The 23081-nt window shown below is 34.4% G+C and carries 24 protein-coding genes; all 24 read right to left on the reverse strand.

Going from position 1 to position 23081, the window contains the following annotated elements:
- Positions 1-50: 50 nt before the first annotated feature.
- The 24 genes from BM097_RS10925 to BM097_RS16825 all read right to left on the reverse strand — a co-directional run bounded on the left by BM097_RS10925 (position 51) and on the right by BM097_RS16825 (position 23030).
- Entirely contained in the window at positions 51-560 is a 510-nt protein-coding gene (locus BM097_RS10925) for a hypothetical protein (RefSeq protein ID WP_143084983.1), read from the reverse strand.
- 104 nt (positions 561-664) lie between these two features.
- On the reverse strand, positions 665-1102 hold the full coding sequence (locus tag BM097_RS10930; RefSeq protein ID WP_090549412.1) for a hypothetical protein: 438 nt from the start codon (positions 1100-1102) through the stop codon (positions 665-667).
- Between the two features lie 9 nt (positions 1103-1111).
- Positions 1112-1504 (reverse strand): hypothetical protein, encoded by a 393-nt coding sequence (locus BM097_RS10935; RefSeq protein WP_090549415.1) that lies wholly within the window; start codon positions 1502-1504, stop codon positions 1112-1114.
- 26 nt (positions 1505-1530) lie between these two features.
- Complete coding sequence (locus BM097_RS10940) at positions 1531-1833, reverse strand: DUF3592 domain-containing protein (protein WP_090549419.1); 303 nt, start codon at positions 1831-1833, stop codon at positions 1531-1533.
- A gap of 23 nt (positions 1834-1856) precedes the next feature.
- Positions 1857-3266, reverse strand: coding sequence for a T7SS effector LXG polymorphic toxin (locus BM097_RS10945; RefSeq protein WP_090549422.1), 1410 nt, complete (start codon positions 3264-3266; stop codon positions 1857-1859).
- A gap of 3 nt (positions 3267-3269) precedes the next feature.
- Positions 3270-3566: a hypothetical protein gene (locus BM097_RS10950; protein ID WP_090549426.1), complete on the reverse strand. Its 297-nt coding sequence runs from the start codon at positions 3564-3566 to the stop codon at positions 3270-3272.
- Entirely contained in the window at positions 3566-4675 is a 1110-nt protein-coding gene (locus tag BM097_RS10955) for a hypothetical protein (protein ID WP_090549429.1), read from the reverse strand. The genes BM097_RS10950 and BM097_RS10955 overlap by 1 nt, the downstream gene beginning before the upstream one ends.
- Before the next feature lie 156 nt (positions 4676-4831).
- Complete coding sequence (locus tag BM097_RS10960) at positions 4832-5125, reverse strand: WXG100 family type VII secretion target (RefSeq protein WP_090549434.1); 294 nt, start codon at positions 5123-5125, stop codon at positions 4832-4834.
- A 61-nt stretch (positions 5126-5186) separates the two neighbouring features.
- Positions 5187-8795, reverse strand: coding sequence for an Ig-like domain-containing protein (locus BM097_RS10965; RefSeq protein WP_143084984.1), 3609 nt, complete (start codon positions 8793-8795; stop codon positions 5187-5189).
- 177 nt (positions 8796-8972) lie between these two features.
- The gene (locus BM097_RS10970) at positions 8973-13991 is read right to left on the reverse strand and encodes a transglutaminase family protein (protein WP_090549442.1); all 5019 of its coding nucleotides are present in this window, start codon (positions 13989-13991) and stop codon (positions 8973-8975) included.
- Positions 13992-14032: 41 nt separating this feature from the next.
- Entirely contained in the window at positions 14033-14536 is a 504-nt protein-coding gene (locus BM097_RS16395; RefSeq protein ID WP_090549446.1) for a hypothetical protein, read from the reverse strand.
- Between the two features lie 12 nt (positions 14537-14548).
- The gene (locus BM097_RS10980; RefSeq protein ID WP_090549449.1) at positions 14549-16075 is read right to left on the reverse strand and encodes a hypothetical protein; all 1527 of its coding nucleotides are present in this window, start codon (positions 16073-16075) and stop codon (positions 14549-14551) included.
- Between the two features lies 1 nt (position 16076).
- Positions 16077-16394 (reverse strand): TIGR04197 family type VII secretion effector, encoded by a 318-nt coding sequence (locus BM097_RS10985; RefSeq protein WP_090549452.1) that lies wholly within the window; start codon positions 16392-16394, stop codon positions 16077-16079.
- Between the two features lie 221 nt (positions 16395-16615).
- On the reverse strand, positions 16616-16852 hold the full coding sequence (locus tag BM097_RS17055; protein ID WP_177197445.1) for a T6SS immunity protein Tdi1 domain-containing protein: 237 nt from the start codon (positions 16850-16852) through the stop codon (positions 16616-16618).
- A 38-nt stretch (positions 16853-16890) separates the two neighbouring features.
- Entirely contained in the window at positions 16891-17199 is a 309-nt protein-coding gene (locus BM097_RS10995) for a hypothetical protein (protein ID WP_090549460.1), read from the reverse strand.
- A gap of 329 nt (positions 17200-17528) precedes the next feature.
- On the reverse strand, positions 17529-17987 hold the full coding sequence (locus BM097_RS11000) for a hypothetical protein (RefSeq protein ID WP_242944702.1): 459 nt from the start codon (positions 17985-17987) through the stop codon (positions 17529-17531).
- Between the two features lie 284 nt (positions 17988-18271).
- Complete coding sequence (locus BM097_RS11005; RefSeq protein ID WP_090549464.1) at positions 18272-18577, reverse strand: hypothetical protein; 306 nt, start codon at positions 18575-18577, stop codon at positions 18272-18274.
- Between the two features lie 17 nt (positions 18578-18594).
- Positions 18595-19029 carry a YwqH-like family protein gene (locus tag BM097_RS11010; RefSeq protein ID WP_090549466.1) on the reverse strand — a complete coding sequence of 145 codons (435 nt, stop codon included), beginning with the start codon at positions 19027-19029 and terminating at the stop codon, positions 18595-18597.
- 1 nt (position 19030) lies between these two features.
- A complete protein-coding gene (locus BM097_RS11015) occupies positions 19031-19357 on the reverse strand; it encodes a DUF4176 domain-containing protein (RefSeq protein ID WP_177197446.1) in 327 nt (108 codons plus the stop codon).
- Between the two features lie 36 nt (positions 19358-19393).
- The gene (locus BM097_RS11020) at positions 19394-19666 is read right to left on the reverse strand and encodes an Imm59 family immunity protein (RefSeq protein ID WP_090549471.1); all 273 of its coding nucleotides are present in this window, start codon (positions 19664-19666) and stop codon (positions 19394-19396) included.
- Positions 19667-19674: 8 nt separating this feature from the next.
- Positions 19675-21687 carry a T7SS effector LXG polymorphic toxin gene (locus tag BM097_RS11025; RefSeq protein WP_090549474.1) on the reverse strand — a complete coding sequence of 671 codons (2013 nt, stop codon included), beginning with the start codon at positions 21685-21687 and terminating at the stop codon, positions 19675-19677.
- Positions 21688-21928: 241 nt separating this feature from the next.
- Positions 21929-22075, reverse strand: a complete 147-nt coding sequence (locus BM097_RS16400; RefSeq protein WP_177197447.1) for a hypothetical protein — start codon at positions 22073-22075, stop codon at positions 21929-21931.
- Positions 22076-22179: 104 nt separating this feature from the next.
- Entirely contained in the window at positions 22180-22902 is a 723-nt protein-coding gene (locus BM097_RS11030; RefSeq protein WP_090549478.1) for a hypothetical protein, read from the reverse strand.
- A complete protein-coding gene (locus tag BM097_RS16825; RefSeq protein WP_255406670.1) occupies positions 22899-23030 on the reverse strand; it encodes a hypothetical protein in 132 nt (43 codons plus the stop codon). The genes BM097_RS11030 and BM097_RS16825 overlap by 4 nt, the downstream gene beginning before the upstream one ends.
- Positions 23031-23081: the final 51 nt, after the last annotated feature.

Below are 23081 nucleotides of genomic sequence, written 5' to 3' on the forward strand. Positions count from 1 at the left end.
ATATTTTTAATCATGGCAACATTATTATTCGCAAATAATGAACTCCCTTTCTATTTATCCTCGCTAAAAAGAATTTCATAATCTTCCTGATTACCAAGCTGTAGTACCACTTGTTCGAGATAATCCTGCATAATATTGTCTTTATCAGATTTACTCTGTGTTATATATGCGAAATCAGGAGTCCCTAGCTTACCTATAAAGATGGCACTACCATCATCTAGCGAAATGGTTAATAATATAAGATTTTTTCCTTCTACAAATAAATCATCTGTAAGCTGTAATGAACTATCAACATTATGGGCTGCCTTATATACTGTATTAACCGCATCCTTCATAGTATCCTTTGAAATAGTTTCTGTATAATATCCGTCTGCACATACACCTACTACTTCATCTTCTCTATTATATATTTGAACATAAGACATTCCGACAGGTGATTTTATCTTTCCATCTTTAAAACTATATCCTTCAGGAAATTCATATTCTGAGTGATTGAGTTTAACTTTATTATTGTTAATAGATGTAGTCAATTGTCCTGTACTTGAAGTTTCTGTACTCACTGAAAACCCACAAGCGCACATAGAAAAACATACTGTTAAAACAAGTATCACGTTCACTATTTTTTTCATTCTTACTTCCTCGCATATTTCCTTTAATTACTATTTTAATAATGCACAATTACATCTTCAAAAGTACCTTCTATATCCACAATCTTAAATTCCTTGTCTTCACTCAATCCCTTCACTGGAATATTTATTTCAAAATATAACGCTTCTCCTGGATTCAGTTCTCCCATATATTCATTATCAAAATCTATCATAGCCTTTGCTATAGATGCCGATTCATTTTTATATTTTAGTCTTAATGTTCCTTTAATTGCTGTAACTTTTTTGTCCAAAGCGTTTAGAAAAACACCTGCCGTCAGCATACTTCTGTTTTTGTGTTGATATAAACCATCTAAATAAATATAGTTAATTGTATTTTCCTGATATTCTATTTTATTAGCATTTAACTGTTCCTCTACAGTTTTAATAATACGTGCTGCAGTTTCATTTTCTAGTTGCTTTTCATGTTGCTTTGCAACTATAACCTTTATCTCCATTTATGCCTCCTAATTTAACTGATTCTGTATAGAAGTGATGATTGAATTAATCAATCCTTCTAAATGTCCAATAATAGGATCACAAGCATATGCTTTATTTTCATAATCACATTTTGCATTATTTAATCTGTCAAGATTTGTATCTATATTTGTAATTACAGTCTCATATGCACTAATCAATTCATTTCCTTTAGCCTGATAGGTGTTTACAAATAAATCCCCTTTAAATGTAGAATATTCTTCATCAATAAAAGATTTGACACTTTTCTTGTACCCTATTACAGCATCTTTATCTTCTTTCATCCTGTCGTAGATAACTTTAATGTCTGCTGCTGTTTTTAAATAACCTTGTTTTTCAGTTTTTTTTGCATTTAAAGCATCTCGTAGACTCTGTAAATCCATTATAAAAACCTCTTTCTATATATTTGTTAGGCAATCAAAAATCCTCTATTATTCGTAATAAATGCTTCTGCTGGATTCTGTGGATTATAGCTAATAGATGTATTACTTCCAACACTCACATCGCCCATTACAGGACTCTTTTTTTGGCCGATAGGTATAAACCCTATCTTTATTGCCTCGCTTTTTAGCTTGATTCCCTCTTGTACTTCGTATGTAACTCCATCTACACAATATTCAACTATAATCATAGTTGCTTTGTTTAGACCGCGGCTTCTTAATTCCTTAATTTTTCCTGTTGTAATAGCTGTACAATTCCTTTTATCTATCATTTTAATTACTCCTTATATTATATCTACCAAGGTAAATCAATACTTACTGTTGGGATAGTCACTTTAACTGAAACATCTAATACACATCCCAAATTGACCTCTAATGAAGTAGCATATACATCCACATAATCTGTATCAATAGCTTTTTTATTTTCAGCCCATAAAGCTGCTTCTGCGCCTTCAGTTACACCAACGGTACCACTGAATCCTAATAAATCAAGTTTATTATCTTCATTGTCCTCAGCTTGAAGACTTAAGAGACTAAAACTGCCTTCCACCTTTGCTTCCGCCACTGTAGCTCCAGCTTTGAAACCAACAGCATATTCTCCATCGTCTTCAAACTCACAAGCCACAGTTGCATCTGCACACATAAATTTAGCTTCACCATTTACCTTAAAATTAACATTTTCTGATCCTACAACTATAGAGCCTTCTGCTTTGGCTACTCCCGCTGCACCTTCTACTCTAAATCCATTGGGTCCTATTTCTGCATTTCCCTCAACAAAATCAGCTTTTGCTTCCGCTTGTCCTCTAATATAATCAGTAACCTGTCCATATGCACTAAACTGTAGTCCTGCAACTCTAGCTCTTGCAAAATATGTACCATTTTCTATTCCTGCTTCACCCGATGCTGCTCCTAGCTGATAACCAGCATATATATATACATCTGAACACAACCCCGCAGCCCATTGGCCTTCATCAATGGTTGTTTCTCCGGCTACATATACAAATGGATCCTCCTCTAATTTAAGCTTTAATGCTACATTCCCAGCTTGCATCAACCATTCTTGACTATCTATATACTTTAAGTTATCGGTATTCAGATTTCCATCTTCATCATAGCAATAGCTCTTTAAGTTTGTTATATAGGTTTTTAAATCACTGATTCTATTTATAACCCTATCGGCTTCGTTACATGCTTCACTATCAACTCCATATAGATTATTTCTTATTTCTTCAATCTTAGCATTTAAATTTATATATTCGTCTTCTACTTCATTTAATTCCAAAGGCTGTATTGTTATATACTTTTCTGCCAGATTTTTTACATCGCACAATTCTTCCTCTGAATTGGTAAAAACATCTTTATAGCCGCTTAATTTTGTATTTATGCTATCTAAAGTTTCTTCTTTTACTCTTCCATCACTTTGTATTTCGTATAGATTAAAAGCTATAGCATAAGTATTTATCAAAAGTGTAATGTCGTTAATAATATCCATAAATTCTGTGATTATGTTTACAGCACCCAACGATATATAATTTTTAAATGCATCTGCTGCCTCACCTCTAAAATAGTTTGTATTCGAGAGTTTATATGCATTTTTATATGCTTCATAAAATGTATCCTCAATAGTTGTTCCATAAGAGGATGTTTGCTCATATATACTAGATAAATCTTCATTTCTTAAATACATTGATCCTTGATTTGTCATATCTTAACCTTTCTTTCCAAATATTAAATCTTTTAATGTAATTTCAGCCATCTTTTGGTCAAGATTCATCCAATTAGCCTTTATAGTTTTCATGCTATTGATGTCTTGATCCATAAGGGTTCCAAACAAATCTATTGCAGATTTAAACTCATCAAGGCACTGATTGTATTTATCAATTGAGTCCAAAAGTATTTCTCCCTCATCTAATTTGTACTCAATTTTTTTTATTTGTTCCGAATCGTTCTGATATGTAGTTGTTAATTCCTCAAATTTTTCTTTATCTAAACAAAATTCGCTCATTATGCAACTCCTTTCTGGAAGACTACTTGTGCTTCTGTTACCTTGTAATCACATAACTTGACAAGCTCATTGAATACCTCGTAATTACAGTCTTCAAGGTAGTTCATATATTCTGAAAATGCTATTTTAATTGTCATAAGACCAGATGTATACTTCGCATATTCTTTTGGTCCATTTTTAATCAATTCATAATACTTTTTTCTTAAACTATTCTTGCATTTATTAAAGCTTTTTTCGTCAAGCTGAAGAATCTTTTTTCGCTGCTCTTCTAATTTAGTTGTAGCAATTATTATGCTTGAATCTAAAGAATCCACCCAGGCAACTTTGTTATATCCGCCTAACAACTCGCCTAATATATCTACAATTATTTTACGTTCATAGTTTGTAATATTTGCTTCAAAAAAATCAAATGTTACTACACTTATATTTATATTATTTCTGCCAAGTTTTATTGCATGGCAATCCCTTCGTAAATATGGATCTGCACCATTTCCTATAATTCTAACATCACTTATTTCTTCTTTGTTATTCACCTCATAAATAATATTTGAACAATCTATATCTGCTGTCTTACCGCAGATAGTTATATAACTATTAGAAGGGTTTAGTAATATTTCGGAGCAATGTACAAAATCTTCATATGTGATAGCATCAATATCTCTTATTAAATCCGCTAGTTTAAAGCCTTTGTTAAATTCTGAAAATTCATATGCAGTAAATATGCCTCTGAATTCTTCTTCTTTATATGCATTAGAGAACGCACGTTTCGCTTTTTCTTTTGCAATAATAAAGCTGGACTCTTTATAATCTTTTTTATAGATATTATTCAAAATATAATTAAGCTTCTCAACAACATACTTACTTTCACAACAAAATGATATTGTAGAATAGGCTCTTTGAATATCATAATCTAAATCTTCCATCCCTTCCTCTTCTCTGAAATATTGGAAAAGTATATTATAAAAAGCATAATTTGATTTAAATTGCTTATTTCCATTAATTACGAAATACTTTGTCGCGTTACCACCTCTGAATGACATCGCTACATACGACATATTATTTTCATAATCTATCCCTACTAACTGAATTATTTGATTCTTTTTTTTCATTTACTACTATTACTCCTTACTCTTATATCCCTTTATTCAATAGGTTGATTAAATAATAAAACATTTAGTTATTTTTATTATTTAATCAAACAATTGATTCTTCTAATAAATAGCGGCAGACCAAAACAGCCTGCCGCATCCATTTTGTAGAGATTATTATGCTCTAAACTGTGCTGCAATATCGCTATCTGTAGACTCTACGATTGATGCTGTAGAATCAAGTGCTGAAGCGATTTCTCTGATGAGCTCTTCTGCCTTCTGGAATCCTGGCTTAAGCTCCTCATAACGTCCAGCGTATGACTCGCTTGCTGAACCTTCCCACTCAGCCTGAAGATTTGAAAGAAGAGAATCCATGTTAGAGATAACTCCGTTAACTGTATCAGCCTCGTTACGATACTGATTTGCTCTCTCTCTCATCTGATCTGGTGTAATTCTAATCTGATTTGCCATTTTTCATTTTCCTCCTATTTGGCTTTTTTATATATACTGGTTTTCCAGTTATATACCGCTATTATTTGCTTTTCTTAACTACAACAACTCCACCACCAATTAACGCAATTGCAGCAATTACTGCAAACACGATAATAATCTTATTGATTGGAGCGCCTGTGATGATATCTTCAACCTTATCACCACCAGCATATGTTGGAGTTAATCCGCCTTCAACAATAAGTTCTTCTGCCTTCTCTGAAACAAGAATGTTATTGTATGCTAACTTTGTTTCATTTCCAGCTACGTCTGAACAAATAACTTCTACCTTCTGGTAATCATCCTTAGTTGAAAGTGTGAATACCTCTGTTCCACCGTTCTTAAGAAGCTCTTCACCTGTGTAGTCTGCAATCTTTTCGCCATTTACGATTACACTCATCTTTGATACACCCATTGTATCTACAGCATTGATTGAGAAATCATGGCTTGCTTCTTCATAAACGCCTTCATTTTCAAGGCCTGCTACAACTACACTTGGTGCTGTTGCATCCATAAGGAATTCAACCTCAGCATCCTTTGTCTGGTTACTCTGCTTGTTAGAAGCTCTATCCTCAGAATATACAGTAACTGTATAAACACTATCCTTCTTGAAGTTAGCTGAATCTACTGTATAGCTGATTGAATGCCAACCCTTATTGTTTGTGTAATCACTAGCCTTATATGTTCTACCTTCTGAAAGCTCTTTTACATTTCCTTCACTTGAAACAGATACTTCCTTATATGTAAGTTCATCTACGTTAATCTCTGTTACAACAACATCACGTGGACTTGTTACGTAATAATTGTCCACCATAGCCTTTGTTGCATCACTAAGTACGAAGATTGAACCAAATCTATTGATAGAATATTTAAGTGTCTTTTCTACTACATTTCCTGCTAAGTCTGTAAGCTTAACATTTAATGTGTAAAGATCATCATTGCTCTTTTCATGAGCTAAATCAGAAATTGTATATGTAATATTCTCTGACTGTCCCTCTGTTCTGATTGAAGGATTAACCTTGCCATTGTTAGAACCAGTGAGGGAAATCTCTGTACTAGCCTGTGTGATATTTGTATCCTTTGATTTGATAACAGGAACAACCACACCATTGTTAGCTGACATATCCTGAACACCTGTAATCTCAAGCTCAGGCATTGTTAAATCGATTACAAAATCATCGCTGACATACTGCTTTGCAGTGTTACCAGCTAAATCCTCACAATCAACGATAAATCCATATCTACCATCCTGATTGAAAGAAAGTTTTGTTACATGCTTCTTTTCTGAATTTGAATATGCAGATAATGCTGGAAGTGGGCTCTTTTCACCTGAGTTCTTTGTTACAGTAACCAAATCCTTATCAAAGTTTACTTCCTTGAAAGAAATGGTAGCTGTACGACCAGCCTTATAGTACATACCGTTTTGAGCACTATTATTATCAAATTCAACATTAAATGTTGGAGCTGTCTTATCAATTACAAACTCTGACTGACACTTATCTGTAGAGCCTTCTGCAGGGAACTCACATGTATTACCTGCTCTATCAGTAATTGAGCAGCCACGAATCTGATAAACACCATCTTCGTTAAATACAATAGTACCTGTGTATGACTTTTCAGAACCTGTCATAGCTGTATATTTAGGAGTTCCAACCTTTGAAGAAATATCTACCTTATGAATATCTGCATCCTCTGGTGCAAGGTTCTCATCTTCAAGTTTTATAGTAGCAGTTCTATCTGCGTTGAAGTACTTTTCATGGTGAGCTTCACCATCAAGAGTTACATATACCTTTGGAGCTGTCTTATCGACAATAAATTCATCTTCCTCGATTTTCTTTGTGTTACCTGCTAAATCGACGATTTGACCTTCAACAACATGCACAGTCTCTGCATTAACTAATGCTGATGCGATGTTTGTCTCTTCATCATCGAAGTAAATTGAATCTGTTTGATTTGTTACGTTGAAGAATGATTTATTATAATTGATAAATTCATCAACAGCTTCAACTTCTACAGTTACATCTGCAGCATAATACTTTTCATTTTTCTTATCTGCTGTAGATATATACTTGATTCTATAATCAGGAACTGTATTATCAACAAATGTGCTAACTGTATCCTCCTTTTCAGGTCTTGCGCCAAGCATTGAACCTGAAAGCTTGTATACATGCTCGCCATCTTTAACTCGTGTATCAGCTGGAACGTTAAAGGCTAATTTTGTCTGATAACCAATGAAGCCTTCCCCATTATCTGTCCAAACATATTGAATATCTGGATCAACAGCCTGCTTTATTGAAGAACCCTTAGCTTCATTTGAAAGCTGTTCTGTTAAAGTTGCGTTATCTACTACACCACCAAGCAAACCTTCGTATACAACTGTGATATCTTTAGGTCTGTTTTCGTTAAGAATACTTGAATACCATTTATTATCTTCGCCATCGTATTCCCAATCTCCAGCGTAAATTCTTGTAGTTTCAAGTAAGTTAATGTGTTCTGTTGGGTTTACATTTCTTACGATATAATATGGATAGACATACTCTTTACCCTTCTTCTGTCTGAGTGTCCTTATTAGGCCATTGAGTTTTTTATAACCCATACTAAATTTTACATTAACATTCGAAATAGTTATTGGTGCAACCAATTCTTCAGGTGTCGTCCACGCATAAGTTCCAACTTTATTGCCGTTAGCATCTGTTTCTAAATTAATCAAATTCATTGGCATATCATCAAACTTACCATTGTAATAATAATGTGCATTAACATATACCTTGTTTGCCCACACATCTTCATCTTCATCATTCAATAACTCACTAGATACAGTTGCAACAACTTTTATTTTTTTATCAAATACTTTGTATTCTATACTGTTGTCTCCATCAACATACTTATGAATTGTTGAAGGCTCTATTGGAGTTCCATCTTCAGCTTCATATGAAACGCCTAAAACTACTTTTTGATCACTTCTGTCATCAACATTTACACAGCCTTCTTTTGAACATTTCCATTTCTTGGTTCCGTTAATTTGTACTGAGAAATCGCATTTTTCTTCGTAGTTCATGTCGCGTTTACAATGTAAACATTTACCTGAAACCATGTGATGATCATCATCGGTAGACTCGTATTCTATAGATTCAGCAGTGTCTATTTGGCAATTAATAGTATCTACTAAATACTTTTCACCACATACACTACATATACCCCATTCTTCATCCTTTTGTTCACCCTCGACAGGCTCATAGGTTACACCTTTGGTTTCATCTAATACATGCTTGTCACATGTTGGCTTTGGAGCTGGCTGTGGAGCTGGCTGCTGTCCGCCAGGTACTGGTGGATTATTTCCTCCAGGATTTGCCCCAGGATTTCCATCTCCCAAAATCGCCTTAACCTTTGATTCAAGCACATCTAGAAGAGTTTCTTCCTTCTTTTCAGATTCTGCTTCTGTTTTAGTTTCTACTTCTGTTTTAGTTTCTTCTATTTTGTCGCTAGAACTAGTTTCAACTGATTTAGAAGTTTCCTGAACCACTTCTTCAGATGTTACATTTACATCTTCAACTGTATCCGCATATACAGCTGTACTACTCAATAGCAATGTGCACAACATTGCCAACGCCACAATACGCCTTACTGTGACGATTTTTCGTAACTTTTTCACTAATCCGTTCCCTTTCTCACTGTTTTTTCAAAAAATATTCACATATTTTTCACATTGATTATTATAATTTTTTTAATTATGATAGTCAATTGTGTTGCATATGTAATTCTTGCCAGATTTTGTCAATTCTTGCCAAAATCCACACGTTAAATAATGTGTGGATTTTGAGCCTCATCTTTATTTCTTTTTCAATCCAGAAGATATCACATTACCATTCAATGTACCTGTATAAAGTTGTTGTGGAGAGAACGACACAACACCCTTAGCGGCTGCCGATTTTCCAGTTATATTCTTCAGGTTATCTATTGTCGTTTCTGTAGCTTTAAATTCACTGCTTTTTCCGACACTGATGTTAACTGGCTTGTTGCCCTTACCATCACTTCTAAATTTCGTATTAACAACTGTAACCTTTTGATTATCAGCAACATTAAATGTCATTCCAGTACGTCCTAAATAATTTAGTTCTTGACCACTTCCCTGTAATTCAAACTGTGGTGCTTTCTTTGCACTTGGAATTGTGTATGTTTCTGCCTTGTGCTGTTTTGTCGCATCCTCTTTATTTGCGATTATCGTGTACTTAGTAGCCGCTGGTAAAACATTGTTTATTGTAGCAACAGCATCTGCATAATTTATGAATGCTCCTGCTGTTTCACCGCTGGCATTCTTGACAGTGTAACCAGGTACAGTTTGTAGCGCTTTTGTATTACAGTAGAACTTATCACCTTTTCTAATTATCTCGCTTTCTTTTCGATTGCCTAGTTTAAATAAAAGATTTCCATCTTTATCTTTAAACATAGCGTTTTTAGTTTTAAACAATTCATATGAAAGCTTATCACCATTCAACAAGCTATCAGAGAGGCTAAGATTCAAATAATCCTGAAGTTCTTTTTCATTTAATTGTTCTATACCGAAATCATCCACCCCTTTATATTTAAGTCCTAATTCTATATTTAATGGTTTTGGAACATCATTACTAACGGTTTTAAATCCCTGTATTCCATTAATTATATTAATTTTTGAAGTAACTTTTGTTACTTTATTTCTACTTACTGTGATATCCGATCCACCTATAAGTTCACATTCAGATTTCCCAGGACTCCATGCATATTTAACCTCACCTACAGATACAGCCCCCATACAATATAACTGCCCATCTGTACATACATCTGTATCACCTAATTGTAAACATCCTACCTTTGTAAAACTACCGGTTAGAGTGATTGCTGCTCCTAATAAAACAGTAGGTTTTGTTCCATCTTTATTGACCTTTGTTTCTCCTGCACCTGTAATGGACTTTATTATAGAAGTTCCAATATCTTTCTCTAAATCCATTTCATATCTTTTCCAGTCATACTCATTTATAAAATATGAGTTCAAAATATGTAATTCATGAGTTCCAATATTAAATGACAATGGCTTTTTAGTATAAATATCACTGTGATAAAAATAGAGATTGCAAGTTGGATTTATACTAGTATTTGTCAAATAAAATTTTTCTGTTCTATTAATTCTTCCAATAATGAGTCCCTTAGCACAACCCGCTTTAGGCATTGGTAATGGCTCATAGTTTTTTATATCTTTATTATTTACATGTATATCATATGTTGCATTTGGGTCTTTTATTGCATCTATCTCGTTTACTGCTTCTTTCAATGTATCAAAATATGCAATATGCTTATAGCTAAGAGAATCCACTTTAGGATCATTTTTTAATCTTAATTCATATCGTGGGTCACCTGTAGCCGGATCCACGAGATAAAGAGCGCCATTCTTCTTTCTATCTACATATGTTTCTGGGATTTTTTCAAAATCATCTACATACGTAATCAGCTTTTCAGAAACCTTTACACCCTTTAATATCTGAAATCCCGCTTTAGCTCGAGTAAACATTGAAGCATCATACCCGTCAATTTCGTTTAAAATATTTTTGCCTGAGTAATATATTAAAGAAAATGCTAAATTTCGCGTTTTCTCACTGCGTAATATTTCACTATATATCTCATTAATAGTTACATTTGATTTAACCGATGTTACTATTACTTGTCCATCTACTTTTTTAGTTGTTACATTGGCACTTCCTACAAATACTCGTGGTAAATCTATACCCTTACAGGTCATTAATCCGATATTTGTTTTACCTAATACAGCTAATGAGCTGCTTTTTAAATTTACCTCTCCAACATTTTCCAGATTACCTGTAACTATAAGATTAAGCTTATTATCACTATTTAATGATCCAGCCCCATTTAATATAAGTGCTGATGTTCCTGTTACACTATCACCAAAGATTCTACCGATTCTATCGCTATCTCTGTTTACTGTCACATTGTTAAGTGTTAGCTTACTCTTTCCTAGATTGAAGTTTAACTTTACGTTAGTTCCATTCTTTGCGAAGTGATCTTCAAACTTTAAGTTGGTTAAAGTAAGATCTGTTTTAAGTGTTATTGTGTTGTTAAGCTTTAACCCATACACGCCATTTGCAGATTCTATGGTAACGTCCTTTGCATTTGCAGGTATTATAAGATTATCCAATTCTGTTGATGGCTTCTTATCCGCTTTTGTAGCTATATCAGTATATATCTTTAGTTTATAGCTCTTTGTTGCATTACCTGTCTTTACAATTTCGTTAACTGCTTCTGTTAATGTATCAAATCTACCTAATGTAATATTTCCATTCTCGATGAGCTCAACTGCTCTATCAGGATTTAAATCAAGCACTAATGCATCATGAGATTTTCTTAGTGCATGCTTAATAGTACTTCCACTCTTACCAATCACTACATAGCAGGCTGGAACCTGTTTTGCTGTTACGATTGTCTTATTTTCGTACTGTTTAGCATCCTTGTAACCATTAGCTGAAAGATACTTTGGAACAATGCTTAAAGCGTATGTACTTACATTGATTTTCTTGCTTCCTACAGACACTTGCATTTGTGATGGTGTCTTGTCGGCATTTATTGTTCCGGTGATATTGAATGTGTTTTTGTAATCTGTACCGTATGTAATGCTATTATTTCCATCATTTGAAATGATGTTTTTGAATGATACAGTTGTTTTAACATCAATCTTTGCACCTTTAAGATCTGCAAGATTTGAAACTGTTATACCAGCTGTGTTTGATATAAGCTGTCCACCTGCCATCTTAAGATTTGAAAGTGAAATAGCACCTGTAGATACAACTTTACTGTTGTTTAATATAAGCTGACCTGCACCTGTAGCAGTTACAGTTGCAAACTCATTGCTTGTTACATTACTAAATTCCACCTTGTGTGTACCTGCAACAAGCTTTGCCTTTTTATTGTCTGTAGCAAGAATTACATTTGAAAATGCTACATCACAGCTTGGTGCAATGTCTCCTGAGTAGATTAACTTTTTCTTTGCATTTGGATCTGATGTTACCTTTACTAAGGCTGCCTTTGGAAATGTTAATTTTCCTGTTACTTCTACTTTATCATTAAGCTTTATAGTGTATACATAATTCTTATTTTGGGTGTTTATAAACTTTACAGCATCCGCCCATGTATCAAAGCCTGTTGAATTTATAACTACAGTTGAATCTGTCAATGACTTAACTGCTGATACGGAAATATACTTTACTGCTGCACCAAGAAGATTGTCCTTTACAATAAGCTTTAAATAATTCTTTACAAATCTCTCATCTGAATATCTTTCAAGCTCTTCTGCTCTTTCGAAAGATGTACCTGTAAGATATATACCTGCACTGCAATCTAAGAAATACCAAAATCCCTCATCAAGCTCTACAATGTTGTAGGCATGTGCACCAGAATCAACGCCCATAATAGCGCGGCTCTTTACACCAAGCTCTCTAGAAAGTCTTGTGAAGGCAAGCGCGTATGCATCTGCTGTTCCAATACCGTCTACTAACACACTATATGCTGTGTGATATGTAGGATTTGTTCCATTCACATCAGCATCATCTGCAACAATTTCTTCCAAATAATCATAGATAGCCTTAATCTTGTCTTCGTTCAACCAAAGATCATAGCCTTCAAATTCTGTAGCTTTAAGCTCTTCTATTTTTTTATCAACAGCTTCTTCCTGAGCCTTTGTAGTCATTACTGGAAGATAGATTTCATATACGTTGTAGGTTGCATCATCTGTTGTAACCTGCTCTAACAACTCATCATTTTCTGTATAAATACTTGGATTATTATATGCGAAATCTACAGCATTATTTGAACCGATATATCCTAGGATATAATCTCCTTCCCAGGCATTCATATCCTCGCGTTCCTCGTAGAAATCACAAATATCTAAAAGTGAAAGCTCACTATCTGCTACTGCATCAGCATTAACTGCAATTCTATCGTAAACATAAGCACCATCCTGATAGCTTCTATAGTTTGATGCTCTATAATCTTCTATCTTGTTTACTCTATTAGTGATAATGTCTCTAACAGCAGCGTAAGCTTCTTCTTTAGTTGCGCAGTATGTAGCTGGCTCGACAAAAGAATTTGATGGATTCTCAGCTACAACAATTGGTACTGTTACTGTGCATTCTTCTGTGTATTCAGAAGCCTTAAGTGTCGCCTGAAGATAAAACTCATTTTCACTTGCAGTTTTTCCGTCTACAAGACATTCAACCTCACCATCTTCTTTTACCAATTTTACTGGTGAGGCTTCATCGCTTACTACTTCGTAGGAATCATCTACCTTTTTTACAACCTCGTAAGCAACATCTGATGCTTCAATGTTTGCATCGCTTACACTAACCTGGTTATCCTCGGCATCATACATAACAATGCCAACCACCTGGTATGTAACACCTACAGAAGTATCGTAATCACGATAATCTCCTTCATACTTAGATTCTGTTACATTTACTGAATCGAGAGGTTTCTTATCAGCATTCCAATCAACAAGCTTGATGCTTTCAACCTTATTAATTGCTTCTTCTTTAGATTCTTCTTCTGATTCTTCCTTGACTGCCTCTTCCTCTTCAACTTCTTCAGTCTCTAATTCCTCTTCAGAAACATCTTCTGATTCTTTTTCTTCTGTAGGAGCTTCTTCCTCCTGTTCAGTATTCTCAGAGTCTTTCTTGAAAAAATTGTCAATAAACTCTTTCTCCAAGTAGTCTCCCTGTTCGGTTGTTTCCACCTCTGCCGCATTTACAGGCATAGGTGCGCCCATCATCATGACCGCCGCCATGAATAGAGCGATGATTCGTTTTTTCATACTTATCCTCCAAATAAAAATATATGTATTAAAATTTTAAATTACTTCATCGACTTAAGCGGTTTACCAGGGGAGAGAACGCCATCATTAATCAACAAAACATTCTCTTCGAGTTCTTCTACTTCAGCGGTGTCGTACTCAAGCTTCAATCTCTCTCCCTCAACCATACTCATATCATTTTCAGTTTTTACTCTGTAAGTGATTCCAGCTTTATCTTTGCAAACAACATACTCACCATCCTGCTCAATAAACTCTACTGACACTAATAATCTTTTATTCATTCCAGACTCCTCTTCTTTTGTTTGTTCTTCCTGCTGAGCAACAACCTCTGGTTCTTCTTTTGTTTCTTCTTCCTGCTGAACATCAGCCTCTGGTTCTTCTTTTGTTTGCTCTTCCTGCTGAGCAACAACCTCTGGTTCTTCTTTTGTTTGTTCCTCCTGTTGAGCAGTTACATTTTGCTCTTCATTCTCTATTTTTTCTTCTGTAGAACAAGCAGACATAACCATCATTGTAACCATCAGAAAAACTATTATTGTTTTTTTCATTTTTCACGCCTCTCAATCGCTAACAACATCTATAACGTCCATTTGATCAATATCACATTTACTTGGATCTATATAATACTTTTTACCCCAAGATGATACTATAAGCAGGCCTTCCTCTGTAACGCCTGTAACTGACATAGCATGTCCACCGTCAACATGGGTATATACATCACCATCTTCTTCGTACAGATTAAAATCGCTAGCGCCAATTACGACTTCTTGTCCATCTCGCAAATAAGATTCTATATCATCCGTATTAAGAGGATTATCTTCATTAATGGAATACTGATCGTAGTCGATAGTAATCCCCTTTTCCGTTGCATAATGAGTACATCTATTACAACGTGAATAGGTAGTTGTACCACTTGTCTCATATTCGTATGTTTCTGTTTCTATAGCATTTACTTCATTTTCAATAGCAGCATCTGCTTCATCAGTTACATTACCATCAGCGTCAAATAACTCTATTCCATATTTTTGCTTGAATTCATCTGGGTTATCTTCGTAATAATTTAACATGTCGTTCCATAATGCTGTTCTACCATAGGTCTCATCCAGATAATAAACATCATCCGTGGACAAATAAAAATCAACGATTAAATAGTTATAATTTATCTCACCATTCTCGTCATACATATCAAATCCGAATTTCTTTTTGAATTCATCAGGCTTACCCTCAAATTCTTTAAAGATGCTGTTAGTCACTGCAACATAACCACATCCCTCACTATTTAATTTCTCCAACATTTCCTCAGCTTCTTCTTTAGTAAGCTTAGAGTTTCCTGTTTTTTTTCTGAGGTATGCAAGCATTTCTTCATCAACGTTCACCTTTGGCGAACCCTGATTTCCACCATAAGCACCTTCATCATCAAATACATTATTTGAATTGTACTTGAAATCACCATATTGCAAAGCGTGAACGTATAATTTATAAATAATATCTGAACCGCCTACATACAAACCGCCTTTAGCTGGATTATTTGGATTATATATACATTTGAATCGGTATTCAGCACCTATGCCAAATAGTCCTTTTGTGGCGTTATCAATCTCATCGTACTTTTCTTCTTTTCCAACCCAGTATAAATATGTTTCAAAATCAGATTCAGCTAATTTGTCATGATACCAAGCTACGCACATATAAAAAGCCGCCTTTATCCCATTATCTGTTGCGCTCGCCTTACTTCGATAATCGCTGGCAATACTTTCATTATTACACTTAGATTCCCAAGCATCTTTCTGATTCTTTCGTATAGTAGCCCCATCAAGGATCTCATCTCCGACTGCACTTGAAAGGGAATTATAATCTGCTATATCTGCGTCATTTGCATCCCTAAGGTAAGTAATATACGTTAGATACTGATTCATTGAATCTTTCAATGCGCTAAAAGCATTTCCTTTGAGTTCGTCATTGTCCATGAAATTTTTTATTGCAGTTTCTACTTCACCCAAATCAGTGTTATCTAATGTTAAATCGTTAATTGCTCCTGTACACATACTCTTTATATATTCAGGATTTAAATATGAATTTTCTGTCATCTTAGTCTCCTTGTACATATACTGGGAATCTATAACCATGAGATATTAAGCTTGCAACCATTTCGTCATATTCTTCAAATGTAGCACCTACAGATTTGATTACTTCAGCTTCATTATCAATTCCCACGCCTAAGCTATGTAATATTGTTTGTGATGTATTAAAAGCAAATTGAGCATTAGCATTTGCTTCTATCGTACTTTTGGAATCATAAGGATCCATATATCTTTCTTTTAAAAAATTGGCTACCTCGTGAAATTCACCACTGTGGTTTTCTACATCATTTTTACTAACCTTCACCACATTTGTTGTATCGCTCATCTTACCTCTCCTTCTGTATAAAAAATCTCCATATAAAACGGCAGACCATAACAGCCTGCCGCTAATTCTCTATGGAAAAATATACTTTAAATCTAGTTGCAGTATCACTGTCTGTATCTACTACATTCAATTGAATATTGTGATTATTTCACTCACAATTTTTTCATAATAAATACACAAATTCTTCACATAGGTTATTTTAATTTATTTAATTAGTTTAGTCAATTACCTAAGCCTTGTAATTCTTGCCAGATTTTGTCAATTCTTGCCAGATACAATCTGCCCATCCCTACTCCTCCTACCAATTGAGTTATAACTTCTATGTGCTCTCTTGTCTTTCCTATTTCTAGAGTTTTAACCGACTTTTTCCCTCCCAGTGGAAGTACTGGTACAAAGCAGTAACACTCATCATTCTTTAGTATGCCGACAAATTTCTTTGCCTCTTCAAATAAATCCAAATCAAAGATTCAGTTCTTATGTGAATATACCTTCTCAATTAAATATCATTTATAGAATAAAAATGGTTGCTCATATATACTGAAAATTCTTCATTAGTAAATCTATATTCCTGAAATAATTTTCCACTATGAAGCTTTACAGCACAAGCATAAACAATAGCTTTATCATTGAAAGGACCTGTAAAAATACAGTCATTGTGATCATCAACTGAATATAAATACCAGCCACCTTTTATATCTACACACCCACACATTCCAGGCTTTCTAACCAACTCACCAACGGTAAAATCCTCTCTTATTTTTAACTTACTTTGTAAAATGTCCTTTATTTCTTTCTTAGAAATCATAGAATATACCTCCATTTAATGCTATTATTCCTCTTTCAAAATCTGAAATATTATGTTGGCAAATTTTATTTATCTGAAATGAGCTAATAATGAAAAAGTCCCGCCACCCAATTGATATAGTAGCGGGCCTCAAATGATATCCACAATTATTAAATATTCCTAGGTAGCTACTATCTGCCCATCCTTAACTACTACCTCAACACCCCAATTGTTTAGAATCCATTGGCTGAGGGCTTCATCCTCTCTGCAATTCTAGAGTTTTTACCGACTTTTCCCTCCAAGTTGAAGTACTGGTACAAAACAATCAAACTGTTTCGATCATATTCGTATTACTTTCGCAATGCTTGCTTGAAGTCCTCAAACATAGTGAATGCCTTCTCTAAAATATCATCTATGTCTTCATAAGAGCCAATCACTGGATAGCTTATTTTATAATCAGGATTAATAAGTAACCTTGAATACAAGCTCCAAGGTAACCCTAACAAAAGTTCTTTGTTTTCTTTAACAATCCATACTAAATCAACATTCCCATCTCGTAAGATTATATGGAAACCAAATGTAAACTCACCATTTTTTTCTTCTTTGATTTTATAAAACTTTTCTTTAGCATCAAACGAGGGCTGATATCCCAAAGAAGCAATTGTCTCCATTACCTCTTCGCCATCAACATGAACTAAACGATTATTTGATGGGGTCCTATTGGCATTGTACTCTTCCGCTATTTTTTCATATCTGTTTACAAAATCAATTTCCTGCAAAGCACACTTTATCTTTGAATTTAATTCCATTATCTTATTTCCTCCGTAAATCTTAAAATAACACCCCATTTATAATCTCCCTCTTTCTCATAAAAATGTATATATGAAACGGCAGACCATAACAGCCTGCCGCATTAACTAAGAATCTTATTCTGTTCTTAAAGATAAATACTATTTCTTGTTAATCTTATTTAGTCCAGTTGCTTTTTACATTAGCGTTAATTGTACCTGAATATAACTGTGCTGGACTAAATGTCACAACGCCATGAACAGGACAATTACTCTTTTTTCATGCTTATCCTCCAAGTTAAAAATTATATCAGTTTCATGGATGTTCCCAAGTTCACATCGGTTTCCTGAAGTTTATCCACCGCCTTTTTGACATTCCCTAAATCCCCCAAACCCATGTTGTTATAGGTTCCAATCAATGTACGATAAGAATAAAGGGTTTTTATCAACTGGTTATACTCCTCAATAAACTTCGATAAGGCTGGCGACACACCCTCGATTTCTTCAGTGTCATCCACTACAATTCCGCTTTTGTTGCTATCTACTAACTTGAACTTTGTATCTACATTTATAGAATTAATTTTTATTTCCAAACCGTAAGTATCACTCATTCTATTACCCCCCCTTTTTAATTAAAGTAATTACGTATACGCGTAGATAAATTGTTCCATGCATTAATCAACCCCTGTAATATTCCCCACTTTTCACTACGAATATTATTAAGGCGATTAATCTCATTATTGATGTTGTCTTCTATCTCATCCAATGCATCAACATAGTTTGCATATTCAGTCGATAAGATTCCGCTAGCCTCGCAGGCTGTATAGACAGAATTTGCATGAGCCCCCTTCCATAAAGATTCATAAAAATCTGGCATATTACCAACAATATTTTTTTGAACCTTTACAGATTCTTTGGCCTCGTCAAGCTTATTATATGCATCTCTTAAACGCTGAATTTTATTGTCCAAATCACTAATTTCACTACGCGTAGTAGCCTGCTGACTCTCATTACTACTTAATTCACCTTTTAAGCTTTCATATTCTGCGTCACTGTTTCCCATATTAGTTTTTCCTTTGCTTTTTCATCTGTTTCAAATCGGTTTTAACTAAGTTCTGTTTCTCATATACCTCTTGAATTGCCTTAACCATCTCTTCATCATTCTTATCGGAATATCCTTTAAAAACGACTTTCTCAATATTCTCATGTTGAAAGTATACAACCTGATCTCCAATTAATCCTTCTGGATACATACACGCACCATAGTCAAAGAATAATTTCTCTCCTTCAAACTTAACTTGAAGACCTCTGGAAATTATGACGTATAGCTTCTTTCCGCCATTAATCTGAACCAAGCTTCCTAGTGGAAGATACTCTGTTTTTTCATTCATCGTTGTGCTCTCCATTTTTCATTGTGTATACAATTATTATTTTTTATTTCCCCAAATCTCTTTTTCTAGTTCTAATAATCTTTTTCCCAAGCGCAATTTTTTTATAAAATCTTCGCAAGCCTCAGCCTCTGAATCAAAACAACTTACTACTCCTATCAAAGAAGCTCGCTCATCTGTATTATAGACTTTCCATTTGCCATCCTCTTGTGTTATTACCACCTCATCTGGCTTCAGTGATGTAGTGTTACAAATATTTGCACCTTTTAAATTTTCTTCTTTAATTATTTTTTCTAAATCCTTAATCAGCATTTTTTCACCTACTTCTCTTCCTGAATATCTTCAATATAAAAATATGGATTTACGGTTCCTGTAGTATTTACTCGATTTGGCGGAACAGGTATTTCTTCTACCATTCCTAGGGCTTCTAAAGTTCTAATATCCAATCCAAATTCTTGCTGGGTTGCTCCACCACATCCCCATTTATCAACTGGAGCAGCTGTTCCCCTAGATGATGAGAAGTTATTATAATCACCCCCCATAAATTTATCTCTAGTAAACTCTACATATTCTCTTACTTTAGGATCTGGACAATTATTTACATACTCCTCTAAATTATTAAAATCACCTGTAACCTGATATCTATGATACTGCCGTGAATCTTCTACGTAAGGCAGAGATCTCTCATCATATGAATAAGACTGATTCCCCTCTAAAGGAGAGGTGTATCGGCCATCTGAAGGTCCATATCGATCAAATTTATCGCCCTCATTAGGAACAAAACTTTCCTTAATTGGATTCCCATCTTTATCCAAGGTATAACCATTATTAGGGGCTTTATCCCAGCACTCGGAGCCATCAGGATTAATAAATGCAGAATCCTTTGGAATTTGTATATCATCTGGCCATATTCCTTCGTTGTTGAATAAATCTACTGCCTCCTGGCTAACAAGTCCCTTTTCTGCTTTTTTAGTTAGGAATTTGGATAACTCTTCCTGACTGCAATTAGATTCCTGTAATAATTGAGCTGTGGTCTTTGGTGTTCCTGTCGAAATGTTAAATTTTGCATCTAATTGATTCAAGCCATATCCTGTCATAGTACTTACCGACATACCAGCAAGCATACTCAATGTACGATTGTTTGTAGCATTCATGGTAAGTCTTGATGCGCCATCGCCTGCCAAAGTTGAGATTGCAACCTTTCCAGTTGCAACTGCTCCAGAACGCAAAGTTAATGTACCAGCCTTAGACGCTGCACCAATCGGAGTAAGCGCAGAAGCGGTAAACGCAAATATATTTTCTGTAATATAATAAGCCTGATAGTTGCCTTGAAAGACTTCATCTCGCATTACATTTAATGCATGAGAATCAATATCTCCCGCATTTCCATACATAATATCCTGCGCACCTTCTAAAGTATCTGATAATCCAAAAATAACAGTACCGCCACCGAAAACTCCTCCTGCTGCAACCACTGCTGGTGTTGCAGCTCCAGCTGTGAATACAATACATAATGTACCACCAGTAATTAAAGCAAGGCCACCAATTGTCTTCCATACACCTTCTTCTTCTCGCTCGGCAGCGGCTTCTTCAAGTTCCTTTTCTGTATTCCATATAGCTTCATATTCCTCAGAGTATTTTTCGTGCTGCTCATCAAAAAAATCGCCAACAGCCTTCATAGCCTGCACATTTTTATTAGTAAAAAATGCTCCCGGTTGATATGTAGACGCTGTTGCTCCTGTTGATGCAGCATTAATGCTTGCCATAATCTGTTCCAATAGAATTGCTGTAGAATTTGTCAGCGCTTCTACTGTCTGGTTTTCTAGCGTACCAGTATTAGTAATTAAATTCGTCATCTCATTTGTAACAGTAATATTAGCCGCTTCAAGATTTGTAATAGAAGGACTCGTTGCTGAATAAATATCCGCTATATCTAATAGTGCCTTATCCACTTTGTCTTTACAGTCATATACGCCTGTAGTTTCTTCTGTAAAACGCTTATTTAAATTATCCTTGTACAGATTTATATACTCTTCATTGATAATAAAGTTCGTGGAAGCATCAACGCTGTAATATCCAGATTTGTATAAAGCCATATTGTCCAACATATTCTGAGCAAGAGAATCCAATGCATCCAGAAGTGTAAGATGCACTTCTGAAAAATAGCTTTTTATTGAATCAGCTGTCGCACCTGTAAAATTTGGGTCACTCACTACTGCTTCAATAGAATTTTTTAGAATTGTAATTTTAGATTTAAGTTCATCTAAATTTCTTTTATATGTTTGTTCAACATTTAATATATCAGTATATCTGACATCTAATGTATCACTCATCACATATCTCCCTTTCTTTATCTCTTTATTTTTTATCTAAAAAATTTCTGCATATATAAATCGGCAGACCATAACAGCCTGCCGCTAATTCTCTATGGAAAAATATACTTTAAATATAGTTGCAGTATCACTGTCTGTATCTACTACATTCAATTGAATGTTATGAGCTTTTTCACTCACAATTTTTTCATAATAAATACACATATTCTTCACATGGGTTATTTTAATTAATTTAATTAGTTTAGTCAATTACCTCTTCGCCATCAACATGAACTAAACGATTATTTGATGGGGTCCTATTGGCATTGTACTCTTCCGCTATTTTTTCATATCTGTTTACAAAATCAATTTCCTGCAAAGCACACTTTATCTTTGAATTTAATTCCATTATCTAACTTCCTCCGTAAATCTTAAAATAACACCCCATATATAATCTCCCTTTTTCGCTCCATGAACGTGCTGATGAACGCTTTAAATCAACTATGTTCTCTATTACTTTAGAATATCTTCTCTTACAGTAAAATAATTTTTAACTATATTTTCCATTTTAAATGTTTCTTCCCAATTATCTCGCGTTAAATCACTTACAGATGTATTCTTTACAAAATATAACGAAATATTATCTACACCATCAACATTATAAATGCTTTCCTCAATCTCTTGAGCAAGCTCATCTTCATTTTCAACTTTATCTGAATCAACTATAACTACAGCACTAGCATTAACAACATTATTGCTTTCATCAACTTTTCCAATATCAGCAAATATCTTCATCACATAATCATTTGCTATTTCTTTTACAGCTTCATCCAACATACATTGATAAGCATCATATGCAAGAACCTCACTATAATTATCAGTGAAGCCATCTTCTGTTCTCTCTACAGTAAAGCAGTCAGTCTTTGGGTTATCCCCATTTGCATATACACGTAGTGACTCTTCGTCATATCCCAACATATCTGGCAGCTTATATCCTGCATAGATAAATTCCTTATCGTACTTATCTTCCAGATACTCAAGCATCTCTTCTATTGCCTGTATTGATTTTTGTTGATTTGGTGTTAATTTATTCCATTCTGTTGGTAAATCTTCACTTAACAAAATATCAATTTGTCTGTCATTCAAAGTCACGCTTTCTTTCATATTTGTTGAACATCCTCCTATTATTACAACAACTATCATTGTTGTAATTAATCCAACTAGTCTCTTCTTCATTCATTTACCCTTCCACAATACTTGAACTGATTTGATAATGTATCATCCATTTCTCTTTCTTTTTGAAGCTCTCGGATTTCCTCCTCCAATCTATATATTTCACTTCGCAGGCTTCCAATATCTCCCATATAATCACCTAACCCTAATTTACTATCAAATCAATAATCGTTATTTTTAAT

Origin of the sequence: Pseudobutyrivibrio sp. OR37, from assembly GCF_900113655.1 — a bacterium.
Taxonomy (GTDB): domain Bacteria; phylum Bacillota; class Clostridia; order Lachnospirales; family Lachnospiraceae; genus Pseudobutyrivibrio.